At 70.5% G+C, this 12,615-nt stretch carries 14 protein-coding genes; 7 read left to right on the top strand and 7 right to left on the bottom strand.

Features of this window, described 5'->3' with window-relative positions:
* Window positions 1–7: 7 nt before the first annotated feature.
* Window positions 8–256, top strand: coding sequence for a hypothetical protein (locus tag L8M95_RS08725; protein WP_260489081.1), 249 nt, complete (start codon window positions 8–10; stop codon window positions 254–256).
* On the opposite strand, the gene L8M95_RS08720 is transcribed toward L8M95_RS08725, so the two are convergent.
* The 5 genes from L8M95_RS08720 to L8M95_RS08700 all read right to left on the bottom strand — a co-directional run bounded on the left by L8M95_RS08720 (window position 253) and on the right by L8M95_RS08700 (window position 4,882).
* The gene (locus L8M95_RS08720; RefSeq protein WP_260489080.1) at window positions 253–1,137 is read right to left on the bottom strand and encodes an alpha/beta fold hydrolase; all 885 of its coding nucleotides are present in this window, start codon (window positions 1,135–1,137) and stop codon (window positions 253–255) included. The genes L8M95_RS08725 and L8M95_RS08720 overlap by 4 nt on opposite strands.
* 112 nt (window positions 1,138–1,249) lie before the next feature.
* A complete protein-coding gene (locus L8M95_RS08715; protein WP_260489079.1) occupies window positions 1,250–2,242 on the bottom strand; it encodes a glycine betaine ABC transporter substrate-binding protein in 993 nt (330 codons plus the stop codon).
* The gene (locus tag L8M95_RS08710; protein WP_396119775.1) at window positions 2,239–2,976 is read right to left on the bottom strand and encodes an ABC transporter permease; all 738 of its coding nucleotides are present in this window, start codon (window positions 2,974–2,976) and stop codon (window positions 2,239–2,241) included. Before L8M95_RS08710 ends, L8M95_RS08715 begins: the two co-directional genes overlap by 4 nt.
* Before the next feature lie 41 nt (window positions 2,977–3,017).
* Window positions 3,018–4,241 (bottom strand): ABC transporter ATP-binding protein, encoded by a 1,224-nt coding sequence (locus tag L8M95_RS08705; protein WP_260489077.1) that lies wholly within the window; start codon window positions 4,239–4,241, stop codon window positions 3,018–3,020.
* On the bottom strand, window positions 4,238–4,882 hold the full coding sequence (locus tag L8M95_RS08700) for an ABC transporter permease (RefSeq protein ID WP_260489076.1): 645 nt from the start codon (window positions 4,880–4,882) through the stop codon (window positions 4,238–4,240). The genes L8M95_RS08705 and L8M95_RS08700 overlap by 4 nt, the downstream gene beginning before the upstream one ends.
* Window positions 4,883–5,013: 131 nt before the next feature.
* Between L8M95_RS08700 and L8M95_RS08695 the strand changes: the two genes are divergently transcribed.
* The 4 genes from L8M95_RS08695 (at window position 5,014) to L8M95_RS08680 (ending at window position 9,026) form a co-directional block, all read left to right on the top strand.
* Entirely contained in the window at window positions 5,014–5,895 is an 882-nt protein-coding gene (locus tag L8M95_RS08695) for an inositol monophosphatase family protein (RefSeq protein ID WP_260489075.1), read from the top strand.
* A gap of 196 nt (window positions 5,896–6,091) precedes the next feature.
* Entirely contained in the window at window positions 6,092–7,558 is a 1,467-nt protein-coding gene (locus L8M95_RS08690) for an MFS transporter (protein WP_260489206.1), read from the top strand.
* The gene (locus tag L8M95_RS08685; RefSeq protein WP_260489074.1) at window positions 7,555–8,292 is read left to right on the top strand and encodes an alpha-ketoglutarate-dependent dioxygenase AlkB; all 738 of its coding nucleotides are present in this window, start codon (window positions 7,555–7,557) and stop codon (window positions 8,290–8,292) included. The genes L8M95_RS08690 and L8M95_RS08685 overlap by 4 nt, the downstream gene beginning before the upstream one ends.
* Window positions 8,289–9,026 carry an APA family fibronectin-binding glycoprotein gene (locus tag L8M95_RS08680; protein WP_260489073.1) on the top strand — a complete coding sequence of 246 codons (738 nt, stop codon included), beginning with the start codon at window positions 8,289–8,291 and terminating at the stop codon, window positions 9,024–9,026. Before L8M95_RS08685 ends, L8M95_RS08680 begins: the two co-directional genes overlap by 4 nt.
* Window positions 9,027–9,033: 7 nt before the next feature.
* Here the strand turns inward: L8M95_RS08680 and L8M95_RS08675 are convergent, their stop codons facing one another.
* Window positions 9,034–9,813 (bottom strand): PIG-L deacetylase family protein, encoded by a 780-nt coding sequence (locus tag L8M95_RS08675; protein WP_260489072.1) that lies wholly within the window; start codon window positions 9,811–9,813, stop codon window positions 9,034–9,036.
* A gap of 112 nt (window positions 9,814–9,925) precedes the next feature.
* Here L8M95_RS08675 and L8M95_RS08670 point away from each other — a divergent pair, with 112 nt between their 5' ends.
* A complete protein-coding gene (locus L8M95_RS08670; protein WP_260489071.1) occupies window positions 9,926–11,083 on the top strand; it encodes an acyl-CoA dehydrogenase family protein in 1,158 nt (385 codons plus the stop codon).
* Between the two features lie 40 nt (window positions 11,084–11,123).
* Complete coding sequence (locus L8M95_RS08665) at window positions 11,124–12,194, top strand: ArsO family NAD(P)H-dependent flavin-containing monooxygenase (RefSeq protein ID WP_260489070.1); 1,071 nt, start codon at window positions 11,124–11,126, stop codon at window positions 12,192–12,194.
* Between the two features lie 10 nt (window positions 12,195–12,204).
* On the opposite strand, the gene L8M95_RS08660 is transcribed toward L8M95_RS08665, so the two are convergent.
* Complete coding sequence (locus L8M95_RS08660) at window positions 12,205–12,549, bottom strand: MerR family transcriptional regulator (protein ID WP_260489205.1); 345 nt, start codon at window positions 12,547–12,549, stop codon at window positions 12,205–12,207.
* Window positions 12,550–12,615 lie beyond the last annotated feature (66 nt).

The following is a 12,615-nucleotide window of genomic DNA, read 5'->3' as shown; positions in this document are numbered from 1 at the left end:
TGGGCGCATGGACCTGGGGACACGCGCGCTGGTACTGGGCATCGGGTCCCTGGCGATCTCCTGGGTGCCGGTGCTCAACATCATCGCGTTTCTCGCGGGGCTGATGGCGGTCGCATTCGGACTCCTCGCCCGCTGGCCCACCGGCTGGCTCGCCAACGAGGAGTCGAACCCACGACGCGCCCTGGCCGGCGTGGTCCTGGGCGGGATCGCCCTGGTGGTGTTCCTGGTGACCGCGGTGCGGTACTCGGCGCTCTAGCGCACGTTCGACACGACCCAACCGATCGCGGTGCGCATCCGGCGTGCGAACGTGCCGGGGTGGGTGGCGCAGACGGCGTGTCCGGCGTGGATCGGAAACACGGCGCTGTGCGGCAGGAGGTCGGCCATCTCGTCCTGGATCCACTGCGGGAACGCGAGGTCACGGGTGGTCTTGACCACCGCGACGGGCAGGGTGAGTTCGTGCAGCCAGGCCGTCGAGTTGAACCCGGCCACCTGGGCGATCACGGTGCGGTGCGTGGCGAGCGAGACCGACGACAACTCGCGCAGCGCCCACGCGTGGGGCCGGAGTGCCTCGTCGTCGACCTGCTCTTCGACCACGTCGCCGACCCCCTCGGGCACCGCGTTGAGCAGCGGTTGGGAGCGGGTGAACCCGCCGAGTGCGACCTTCTCGAGGGCGTTGCGCTGAGCGCCCGTCCCGGTGGCGGCCAACACGAGGCCGCCGAGCCGGGAAGGGTCGCGCCGGGCCGCGAGCTGCGCGACGATCCCGCCCATCGAGTACCCGCCGACGACCGGGGCGTCGAGGTCCAGGTGGTCGGCGACCCGCAGCACGTCCTCGGCGAGGGTGTCGAACCGGAAGTCCCCGTGGAAACCCTTGCCGTGCCAACGTTGGTCGAACGTGATGAGCCGGTACTCGCCGCGCAGTCGCTCGAACGTCTGGTACCAGTTCAACATCCCGGTGGCAGCCATCCCGTGCAGCAGGATCGCCGGTGCGAGGTGCTCCTCGCCGGTGTCGTGGACCTTCGTGGTGACGCCATCGGCGAGAGTGACGATCCGCCCGGGCGGCAGGTGCGCCAGGTCGGGGATCATCCGCGGCAGTCTCGCGGCCGTCCGCGGCAGCGAGACGATCGACCTCCTGGGCACTGGGGACCTCCTGGTTGTGGAACCCGTTTGTATGTCACCGGAACTGTGTGTCACCGGAATTGTGTGGCACCGGACGGGCGGGCGCATCCGGCCGACGCGCACGCACGTGGGATCAGTCCACCGAGACCAGCCCCCGGTCCCGGAGGAAATCCCTCGCGACCAGCGCGGGGTCCTCGCCGTCGACGTCCACACGCATGTTCATCTCCACCATCACCTCATTGGTGAGGATGTCCACCAGCGGCGCGAGGACCTCCTCGATCTCCGGGTGAGCCGCGAGCACGTCGCCGCGGACGACCGTCGCGAGGTTGTAGACGGGGAAGAAGCGCTTGTCGTCCTCGAGCACCACCAGGTCCAGGCCCTTGACCCGTCCGTCCGTGGTGTAGACCTCGCCGAACCGGCACTCGCGACCGACCGAGGTGGCCTGGTAGATGATCCCCGGCTGCATGATCGGCGTGGGCACGGTGGCCGCGTCGAACCCGTAGGCCTCCGCCAGCCCGGGCCAGCCGTCGCGTCGGACCGAGAACTCCGTCTCCATGCAGGTCGTGGCCGATTCGGGATCGGTGCGGACCAACTCGGCGTACTCGGTGAACGTACGCACCCCCGTCTCCTCGGCGGTGGCCCGGTTCATCGCGAACGAGTAGGTGTTGTCGACGGTGGTGGGGGCCATCCAGCGCAGGTCGTGTTCGGCGAGGTCGGCGTCACGCACGGCCTCCCACTGCCCCCGCGGGTCGCGGATGGGCTCGGAGTTGCCCAGGTAGCTCATCCACGCGGTGCCGGTGTACTCCATGCCGATGTCGACCTGCCCGGTCACCAACGCCTGGCGGAAACTGTTGGACCCGGCCAGCGACGACATGTCCGACACGTCCATCCCGGCCGCGGCCAGCAGGAACTCCACGAGGTAGCTGGCGATGACGCCCTCGGTGAAGTCCTTTCCGCCGACGGTGATGCGCACCCCCTCCAGCGCGGGGACGGTGCCGCCGGGGCCGGGCGCGACGGGCAGCGGGACGGAGCCGCCGTTGTTCAACCCGCACCCGGTCGCCATCATCACGGCCGTGAGCAGGGCGGCGACCAGGCGCCTGGACGATGTCAGCCCGCTGCGCGTCATCGCAACCCCTTCGGATTGAACAGGATCTCGCCGACCCCGCCGAGCCAGTCCACGAACAGTGCCAGGCACACCGCGAGCACCGACCCCACCACGAGGGTGGTGTAGTCCTGCAGTCGGTACCCGGTGTCGATGAAGATCCCCAGCCCGCCGGCGTCCACGAGGAAGCTCAGCGTGGCCGTACCGACCGCCAACACGAGGGTGGTGCGCAGGCCGGCGAGGATGAACGGCACCGCGAGCGGCAGCTCGACGGTGCGCAGGACGCGTCCGGTCGACATCCCCTGGCCTCGTGCGGCATCGATGATCGCGGGGTCGACGTTGCGTATCCCGACGATGGTGTTCCGCAGGACCGGCAGGAGGGAGTAGAACGCCACCGGGAGCACGCCGATCCAGAACCCCGTCCGATTGGTGGCCAGGAACAGCAGCACGATCAGCCCGATCGCCGGCGCCGCCTGACCGATGTTGGCGAACCCCACGGCCACCGGCGCGAGGAACCGCGTCCGCCGGCGGGTGAGCAGGATCCCCAGAGGCACGCCGACCGCCACGACGATCGCCACGACCGTCACGGTGATCTGCACGTGTTCGACAGTCCGTTGGGTGAGCGAGGCGGCGTTGAGCGAGGCGCGCTGCGTCTCGTCCAGCTCGCTGGAGAACGCCCACCACAGCACGCCCACGGCCGCGGCCACGATGAGGAGTGGCTGCACGATCAACCGCGCGGAGTCCTGGAGGGCGGCCACCCCGCGGGAGGGGGCCCCGCGGGCTGCCGTGGTGGGGGCGCTCACGGCGCCGCCTCGGGGTCCGAGTGGCCACCCTCCGAGTTGCCACTGTCCGAGTTGCCACCGTCCGGGCTACCACCGTCGTTGTGCCGGTTGTTGATGCGCCGCAGCTCGGCGACCAGGTCGTCGATCCCGATGGTGCCGCGGTAGACCCCGTCCCGGTCCACCACCACCGTGGTCGCACTCGCCGTGGACAGCAGCCCGTCGAGGGCCTCCTGCAGCGAGGAGTCGACCGTCACGGTGCCGGTCACCGGCATCCCGCCCGAGCCCAGGTCCGACAGCTGGGACACCCGGTCCCCCCGCACCCATCGGAGCGGGCGGCCCGCGTCGTCGAGCACCACGGCCCACTCGTCGCTGGTTCCGCGCAACCGGGCGGCGAAGTCGGTCGGGCTCTCGGTGGCCCTCGCCGTCGTCGCCTCCTGCAGTTCCACGTCGCCCACGCGCCGGAGGGTCAGTGTCTTCAGCGCGGCGTCGTCGCCGATGAACCCGCTCACCGTGGCATCGGCGGGGTTGGTCAGGATCGCCTCCGGGGTGTCGAACTGCAGCACCGACGAACCGGGGCCGAGCACGGCGATCCGGTCCCCGAGCTTCACGGCCTCGGAGAAGTCGTGGGTGACGAAGACGATGGTCTTGCGCAGTTCCTCCTGCAGCCGGACCAGTTCGTCCTGGAGTGACGCGCGCGTGATCGGGTCCACCGCTCCGAACGGTTCGTCCATGAGCAGCACCGGCGGGTCCGCGGCCAGCGCCCGTGCCACCCCGACGCGTTGCTGCTGACCTCCGGAGAGCTGCGCGGGGTAGCGGTCGCGGTAGTCCGACGGGTCCAGGCCGACCAGCTCGAGCATCTGGTCCACGCGCTCGGTGATGCGCGACTTCTTCCATCTGAGCAGCCGAGGCACCGTGGCGACGTTCTGTGCGACCGTCATGTGCGGGAACAGGCCGGAGGCCTGGATGGCGTAGCCGATGCTGCGGCGGAGGGTGTCGGCGTCGAGTGTCCGGTTGTCCTCGCCGTCGATCGTGATGGTGCCGGAGGAGGGCTCGATGAGGCGGTTGATCATCCGCATCGTGGTGGTCTTTCCGCAGCCCGACGGTCCCACGAACACGGTGGTCTGCCCGGCCGGCAACTCGAGCGAGACGTGGTCCACCGCCGGGCGCTCCTGGCCGGGGTAGACCTTGGTGACGTCGTCGAGCACGATCGGTACGCCGGAGACGGGTTCTGAGGTGCTCACTGGTTCCCCTTGATGGTGAGGCGTCCGAGGAGGACGAGGAGTGCGTCGAGGACGAGCGCGAGGACGACGATGAGCACGGTCGCGGTGAGTGCCATCGGGAGCGCCGTGGGCGTACCGACCCGGGACAAGGCTGCGAAGATGAGGTTGCCCAGGCCCGGACCCTTGGCGTAGGCGGCGATCGCGAGGATGCCCATCGACATCTGGGTGGAGATGCGGATCCCGGCGAGGATCGACGGCCACGCCAGCGGGATCTCGACCCGGCCGAGCACCCCCAGCCGGCTCATCCCCACCCCGCGGGCGGCGTCGACGGTGGCCGCGGGCACGGCGACCAGACCGACGATGGTGTTGCGCAGGATCGGCAGCACCGCGTAGATCACCAGCGCGGTCATGGTGGGCAGCACGCCCAGGCCGAGAACCGGGATGAGCAGTCCGAGCAGGGCGAACGACGGAACGGTCAGGGCGGTGGCGGCCAGGCCGGTGGCGATCGCGGATCCGGAGCGGCTGCGGTGAACGGCCACACCGAGGGCGACCGAGAGCAGCGTCGCGATGAGCACCGCCTGCACGGTGGCGCTGACGTGCTGCCACGAGTCGGTCGCGAGCTGGACCCGACGGGTGGAGATGAAGTCCATCAGGGCGGTCATCGCATCTCGGCTCCGTTGGTGGGTGGTGTAGTCCGGGTCGGGTGCGCTCACGGTAGCCGCATCGGCGGACGTAGAGGGGGCAGACGCGGGATCCGGCGGGGCGCCGCGCGGCCGTGGGGCACCATGGGGGCATGACGCCACGGCCCGCCCGACCCCTGGATCACGACCTCACGGAGCGACTCGACGAGCTCCTCGCCGCCACCGGCCGCATCGCCCGTCGGCATTTCCACGGCGATCTCGAATCGCTCGCCGCCTCGGACAAGAACGGCCCGGCCGGTCAGGGTGGGGCCGGTGCCGACGGGGCCGGGGGCGGTGGCCCGGGCGGGCGCTACGACCCCGTGACCGAGGCGGACCGCGCGATCGAGGAGCTGCTGCGGGCGGGGATCTCGGCGATGGCGCCGGGCGACCGGGTGGTGGGGGAGGAGAGCGGCGTGTCCGGCCCCGCCGACGCCGCCCGCACCTGGTACCTGGACCCGATCGACGGGACCAAGGCGTTCCTCACCGGCATGGCCGGGTGGGGCACGCTCGTCGGCGTGGTGGAGGACGGCCGCGCCGTGGCCGGCTGGATGGACCAGCCGGTCCTGGGTGAGACCTTCGCGGCGGTGCACGGCCGCGCGACCGTGCGGCGCCGCGCCGACGGCCCGGAGGCCGTCGAACTGCGCGCATCGGGGTGCACCGAGCTGTCCGAAGCGATCATGTACACCACCCACCCATCGATGTTCGGTGACGACGGCGAGGTGCGCAGCCGCTACGACGAGCTCGGCCGCCGGGTCCGCCTGCAGCGCTTCGGCGGGGACTGCTACGCCTACTGCATGCTCGCCGCGGGGCGCGTCGATCTGGTCGTGGAGGCCGACCTGAACTCGTACGACATCGTGGCGCTGATCCCGATCATCGAGGCCGCGGGCGGCGTCATCAGCGGCCCGGACGGAGGCCAGCCCCTCGAGGGCGGCACCGTCGTGGCGGCCGCCACCGCGGAGCTGGCCGAGCAGGCGTGGGCGGTGCTGCGGCCCTAGATCTCGGCTGTGCGCATCCTCCACACGCGAGGTCGTCGCGCTAGTGCCGTCCCGACCGGATGCGACGTGCGTCCCATTTGGCTACAACCTATTCATGGAGCGACATCCCCGGGGTGAAGCGTCCCCCGACACCGGGTCAGGGTCCGGCAAGCGCAAGGGCGCGCTCGGGACCATCAGGACCGCCGTCCCCGCGAGGATGGACCGACTGCCCTGGGCGGGAATCCACTGGAAGGTCATCGTGGGCCTGGGGACGGTGTGGATCCTCGACGGTCTCGAGGTCACGCTCATCGGTTCGCTGGCCGCGCGCCTGGTCGAACCGGGCAGTGGCCTGCCGATCACCGAGGGCCAGATCGGTCTGGCGGCGTCCATCTACATCCTCGGAGCATGCCTGGGCGCGTTGTTCTTCGGCCGCCTGACCGACAAGTGGGGCCGCAAGAAGCTCTTCATGCTCACGCTGGTCGTGTACTGCGTGGCCACGTTCGCGACGGCCTTCACGGTTGAGCCCTGGATGTTCTTCGTCTGCCGGTTCTTCACCGGGGCGGGCATCGGTGGCGAGTACGCGGCCATCAACTCCGCTGTCGACGAGTTGATCCCCGCCGCCTACCGCGGGCGCGTCGACATCCTCATCAACGGCACCTACTGGCTGGGCGCGACGTTCGGCTCGTTCTATTCGCTGTTCTTCCTCAACACCGCGATGTTCGCCGAGAACCTGGGTTGGCGCTTCGCGCTCGGGGTGGGTGCGCTCCTGGGCGTGGTGATCATCTTCGTCCGCCGACACGTCCCGGAGAGTCCGAGATGGTTGTTCATCCACGGGCGGGAGGACGAGGCCGACGAGATCGTGGAGGGCATCGAGGAGCAGGTCGAGGAGGAGAAGGACGAACCGCTCGACGAGGTCGGTCGCGAGGACCAGATCACCATCCACCAGCGGGCCAGCATCCCGTTCTCCGAGATCGCCAGGACGGCGTTCGGCACGTACCCGAAGCGGGCGGTCCTGTGCTTGGCGTTGTTCATCGGCCAGGCCTTCCTCTACAACGGCATCACCTTCAACCTGGGCACGCTCTACCAGAACTACTACGGCATCGACGCCGGCCGCGCCCCGCTGCTGTTGGCACTGTTCGCGATCGTCAACTTCCTCGGGGCACTCACCCTGGGGCCGCTGTTCGACAAGGTCGGGCGCAGGAAGATGATCTCCGGCACCTACCTCGGCTCGGCGCTGGTGACGGTGCCGCTGTACTTCGTGTTCCTCAGTGAGACCGGCGGGCTCTGGGGCTTCGTGGCGCTGCTGTCGCTGACGTTCTTCATCGCCACCGCGGGAGCCTCGGCCGCCTATCTCACGGTCTCGGAGATCTTCCCGATGGAGACCCGTGCGTTGGCGATCGCATTCTTCTACGCGATCGGCACGGCCGTCGGCGGCATGATCGGCCCGCTGTTGTTCGGTAACTTCATCGAGAGCGGTGACCGCGGCCTGGTGGGGCTGGGCTTCCTCATCGCCGCCGGCATCATGGCGGTCGGCGGGATCGCCGAGATCTTCCTCGGCGTGGACGCGGAGGGGGAGTCGCTCGAGGACATCGCGGCACCCATGACCGCGGCGGACCCGGCCGAAGACAACAGCACCGATGACAACAGGACCGATGACCGGGGACAGGAGAGCATCGAGAGGTGACCGAGCCGCTCTTCGGCGTCGACCGCGAGCCGACCATCCTGGGCCCCGGTTCGGTGCACGTGCCCGATTGGCTGAGCCGGGAGCAGCAGGAGTTCCTCCTCCGGGCGTGCCTGGACTGGGCGGCGGTGCGCGCGCCGCGCTCGATCGTGCTGCCCGGCGGGGGCCGGATGTCGGTGCGCACGTTCAGCCTGGGGCGCCACTGGGTGCCGTACCGGTACGACGACGACGAGGTGGTCCCGCCGGTCCCGGACTGGCTGGTGCGGGCGGCGCGGAACGGGCTCGGGGCCGCGGCGGCGGTGGATCCGGCGGTCGTGGCGCCCAACGACTCGGCCGGCTCACCCGACTCGGCCGGCACACCCGACCCGGCCGGCGCACCCGATTCGGCCTACACCCCGGACACGGCACTGGTGAACCTCTACGGCCGTGGATCAACCATGGGCCTGCACCAGGACCGCGACGAGGCCAGCTCGGCGCCCGTCGTCTCACTGAGCCTGGGCGACTCGTGCACATTCCGCTTCGGTACCCCCGAGAACCGCGGTCGCCCGTACACGGACGTCCGCCTGGAATCGGGCGACCTGGTCGTGTTCGGCGGACCCTCGAGGATGGCCTTCCACGGCGTCCCGAAGGTCTTCGACGGCACCGCCCCGGCATGGTGCCGGGAGGTGCTGGGCGCCGAGCCGGGGCGGGTCAACATCACGCTGCGTGAGACCCGCCCGCCTACGCTGGGCGGATGACCTCAGGACAGAACCCGTCGACCGGCCGTAACCGGACCCTCCTCCTGGTGGCCCTGGTCGCCGCCCTGGCGGTGGTCGCCGCGGTCGTGACGGTGGTCGTCTCGTCGGCGACATACTCCCCGGGGGGCCGCACCCTGTCGCCGAAGACCCAGGTTGCTGCGGGTGCCGATCACGTCGACCCCCTCGCGGGCCTGGTGATCCGCGTCCCCGAGGGATGGCGCGCCGAGTCGGGTGAGCTGGTGTTCGGCAGCACCGCCCTGACCCCGGTCGGGGACGGGGACCCGGGGGCTCCGCCGGCTGATGGTCCGGACGGCGTCGTGCTGGCGGGCGTACTCACCGACGACCTGTTCGACACGGGTGACCCCGACAATCAACTTGCCGCGTTCTCACTGGCCAACGGGATGGGGCAGTTCCTCCTCCCGGTCCCGGGGCGGCCGGTCGAGGAGCGAAGGGAGCAGATCTCCAGCCGCGCCGGCGACGGTTGGTCCGTGTCCTTCCGGGTGCTCCCCGCCGTCCGGCAGGACCTCATCGGCCCGGAGGGCGCGCTGGTGTACTCGGCGGTCGTCGGGGAGGGCGCCCGGCGCTACTGGCTCACCTATATCGGTCTCCCGGGCGACGGCACCATGTCCTCCCCCCACGCCGAGTGGGCGGACGAGATCGTCGAGCGCCTGCGGCCGTCGGAGACCTACTACGCTCCGCTCGGCCCGGGGGAATCGACCGCCGAACCGGCCTGAGGCCGGCTCAGGGCCGCATGCGCCGGAAGCCCACCACCGGGTTCCCGCCGGCCAGTCCGTCCCGCGGCGCGCACACGGCCTCGACCTGCGTGCGGGCCTGGTCCCGCACCGGCGTCCCGGGATCGAGCACCGACAGGTACTCGGAGTGCTCGGCCAGCGCGTCGACCGCCGGCTCGACGAACCCCTTCACGTCCACGTAGTGCGTCATCTCGGGCGAGGACTCGAACCACATCTGCGGGCGACCCTCCGCGGCGTCCACCCCGACCGCGGCGACCAGGTCGTCGTACGCGGCCCCCACGGCCGCGCCGAACTCCATGTGGTCGCTCTGGTTGGGCATCCCCGGCCCGAACTCCTCGCCGGAGAACAGTGAGATCACGATGTCCGGGCGGTGGCGGCGGATCGAGTCGGCCACCGCGTCGCGCAGTTCGGCGTCGTTGACGATCCGACTGTCCGGGAAGCCCAGGAACTCCACCTGGTCAACACCGACGATCGCCGAGGACCGCCGCTGCTCCTCCTCGCGGATCGGCCCCGCGATCGCCGGCGCCATCCCCTCGATGCCGGCCTCGCCGCTGGAGGCCAGGACGTAGACGATGCTGCGACCCTCGGTTGTCCAGCGGGCCACCGCGGCGGACATCCCGTACTCGGGGTCGTCGGGGTGCGCCACCAGGACCAGGCCCCGGGTCCAGTCGGTGGGAAACGACTCGGGCACGGAGTGGTTCGAGGACGCCGGGGTGGCGGCCTTCTCGGGCTGGGCTGCGTTCTCTGGCCGGTCCGGGGAATCGTTCATGACCCGAGTATGGCCCTCCTCGGTGCCCGCGTGCCCGCCGTCGCCGGAACGGGCACACGTAAACTTGCCGCGAACCTCGTCGTCGTCGTCATCCCCTCATGGAGGCCCTGCCGTGTCCGCACTCTTCCCCGACTACCGCCCCTCCTGGGAGACCGACGACCACCGGCTGCTCCGCGAGCACGCGCGTGCGTTCTTCGCCAAGGAGATGACGCCCAACCAGGAGAAGTGGTCCAAGCAGAAGTTCGTGGACCGCGAGACCTGGCTGCGCACCGGCGAGGCGGGCCTGATCTGCCTCGACGTGCCCGAGGAGTTCGGCGGCCAGGGCGGCGACCCGGGCATGGAATACCTCGTCACAGAGGAGCTCGTCTACTCCGGTGACACCGCCTTCGGCATGGGCGTCGGCTCCACCATCACCCCCCACTACGTGGCGAACTACGCCACCGAGGAGCAGAAGCGCGAGTGGCTGCCGAAGATCTGCTCGGGTGAGTGGATCTCCGCGATCGCCATGACCGAGCCCGGCGCCGGGTCCGACCTGCAGGGCGTGCGCACGACCGCCAAGCGGGACGGCGATGAGTACGTCATCAACGGCTCCAAGACCTTCATCTCCAACGGTGGCTCCGCCGACTTCGTGGTGGTCGTGGCCAAGACCGACCTGGACGCCGGGCACAAGGGCATGGCCCTGTTCGCCGTGGAGGCCTCGACCCCCGGCTTCGAGCGCGGCCGCGTCCTGGAGAAGATGGGCCGCCACGGCGCCGACACCGCCGAGCTGTTCTTCAACGACATGCGGGTGCCCGCCGCCAACCTCCTCGGTGGCGAGGAGGGGCAGGGTTTCTACCAGCTCATGAACCAACTCCCGCGCGAGCGCCTGGCCATCGCGGTGGACGCGCTGGCGATGGCCGAGGCCGCCGTCGTGGAGACGCTGGAGTACACCCGCGAGCGACAGGCGTTCGGCAAGCCGGTCCTGGACTTCCAGAACACCCGCTTCGAGCTCGCGCACTGCAAGACCCAGATCATGGCCACCCGCACGTTCGTCGACCACTGCATCTCCCGCGAGATCGCCGGCGAGCTCGACGCCGTCACCGCCTCGATGGCCAAGCTCCAGGCCACCGACATGCTCGACGACGTCGCTGACCGCTGCCTCCAGCTGTTCGGCGGTTACGGCTACATGATGGAGTACCCGATCGCGCAGAAGTTCGCCGCGGCCCGCGTCATGCGCATCTACGGCGGCACGAACGAGATCATGAAGGAGGTCATCGGCCGGGCGCTGTGACGGCGCCCGCCCGGTGAACCGATTCGTGTACCGGTCCAGCGTGACCCATCACGACATCGTGGTGATCGGCGGCGGTCAGTCGGGCCTGGCCGCCGGCTTCTACCTCCGCCGCGCGGGCGCGGACTTCGAGATCCTCGACGCCTCGGACGGGCCCGGCGGAGCGTGGCCGCACACCTGGCCGTCGCTGCGGTTGTTCTCGCCCGCCGACTTCTCCTCCCTCCCGGGTCGCCGCATGCCCCGCACCGATGACGGCGCCAATCCCGATGCCGCCCACGTCGTGGATTACCTGCGCGGATACGAGGAGTACTACGACTTCCCCGTGCGGCGCGGGGTGCGGGTGGTCTCGGTGGAACGGTTCGGACCGGGGCGGGAGGGCGACGACGACGAGGGTTTCCTCGTCCGGGCCGCCGACGGTCGCTCGTGGCGCGCACGGGCGGTGATCTCCGCGACCGGCACCTTCTCGCGCCCGTTCGTCCCCACCTATCCCGGAGCCACAGACTTCCGCGGCCGGCAGCTGCACAGTGCCGAGTACCGCGGCCCGGCGGGGTTCGAGGGCGAGCGCGTCGTGGTGGTGGGCGGGGCCAACTCGGGGGCGCAGATCGCGGCGGATCTCGTGCGGCCGCTCGCCGGTTCCGGCGGATCGCTCATCTGGTGCACCACCGGCCCGCCCCGCTACCTGCCCGACGATGTCGACGGCCGCGAGCTCTTCCGCGTCGCCAACGCCGCCATCCGGGGTGTCGGTGACTCCGGCGGTATCGCCGACCTGGGCGACATCGTGGCGGTTCCGCCGGTCCGCGCGGCCCGCGACGCCGGGCTCCTGGAGGCGATACCGATGTTCGAGCGGTTCACCTCCGACGGGGTGGAGTGGTCGGACGGCCGACGCGAGCCGGTCGACACGGTGGTGTGGTGCACGGGCTTCCGGCCGGAGTTGGGGCACCTGCGCGGGCTGCTGCCGCGGCGGGACGGTCGGGTCGTCACCCGCGGAGTCGAGGTCCAGGGCGTCCCGGGACTGTTCCTGCTCGGTTACGGCGACTGGTGCGGCGCGGCGTCGGCGACCCTCATCGGGGTGGGGCAGTGGGCGAAGGCGGCGGTGACCTCGGCGCTGGCGTGAACCCGGCAGCTCACGCCAGTCGCCCGACGATCTCCATGAACTCCTCCGCGTACGCCAGGTGTGTGCGGAGTCGCCCGAGCCGCTCTGTCGTCTCGGCGTGGACCTCGGCGATGACGGCGGCGGAGGCGTCGGTGTCGGCGTCGTCGAGTGCCCGGCAGAACTCCCGCATCCGCTCCAGGCTGAATCCCAGCGGTTTCATGCGCCTGATGAGCAGGATCCGCTCGACGTCGGCCTCGGTGTAGAGCCGGAAGCCACCGGGGGAGTAGACGGACGGGCTCACCAGTCCCACCTCGTCCCAGTGCCGCAGACTGCGGATCGACAGCTCGGTGCGTTCGGCGACCTCGCCGATCTTCATGGTCTGCTCGGCCTGGTACTGATCGCCGCCGTTTGGCCCGGTCACAACTCTCCCGTTACGGTAGCT

The sequence above is a fragment of the Dietzia sp. B32 genome, from assembly GCF_024732245.1.
In the GTDB taxonomy this organism is placed as follows: domain Bacteria; phylum Actinomycetota; class Actinomycetes; order Mycobacteriales; family Mycobacteriaceae; genus Dietzia.
This window is presented reverse-complemented; position numbering and strand designations above follow the sequence as displayed.

What these genes read in the sequence shown, in the direction of transcription:
- L8M95_RS08725 (WP_260489081.1), top strand. Translation starts at nt 8, where the DNA reads ATGGACCTGGGGACACGCGCGCTGGTACTGGGCATCGGGTCCCTGGCG.
- L8M95_RS08715 (WP_260489079.1), bottom strand. Translation starts at nt 2,242, where the DNA reads ATGACGCGCAGCGGGCTGACATCGTCCAGGCGCCTGGTCGCCGCCCTG.
- L8M95_RS08700 (WP_260489076.1), bottom strand. Translation starts at nt 4,882, where the DNA reads ATGACCGCCCTGATGGACTTCATCTCCACCCGTCGGGTCCAGCTCGCG.
- L8M95_RS08695 (WP_260489075.1), top strand. Translation starts at nt 5,014, where the DNA reads ATGACGCCACGGCCCGCCCGACCCCTGGATCACGACCTCACGGAGCGA.
- L8M95_RS08690 (WP_260489206.1), top strand. Translation starts at nt 6,092, where the DNA reads ATGGACCGACTGCCCTGGGCGGGAATCCACTGGAAGGTCATCGTGGGC.
- L8M95_RS08680 (WP_260489073.1), top strand. Translation starts at nt 8,289, where the DNA reads ATGACCTCAGGACAGAACCCGTCGACCGGCCGTAACCGGACCCTCCTC.
- L8M95_RS08675 (WP_260489072.1), bottom strand. Translation starts at nt 9,813, where the DNA reads ATGAACGATTCCCCGGACCGGCCAGAGAACGCAGCCCAGCCCGAGAAG.
- L8M95_RS08660 (WP_260489205.1), bottom strand. Translation starts at nt 12,549, where the DNA reads ATGAAGATCGGCGAGGTCGCCGAACGCACCGAGCTGTCGATCCGCAGT.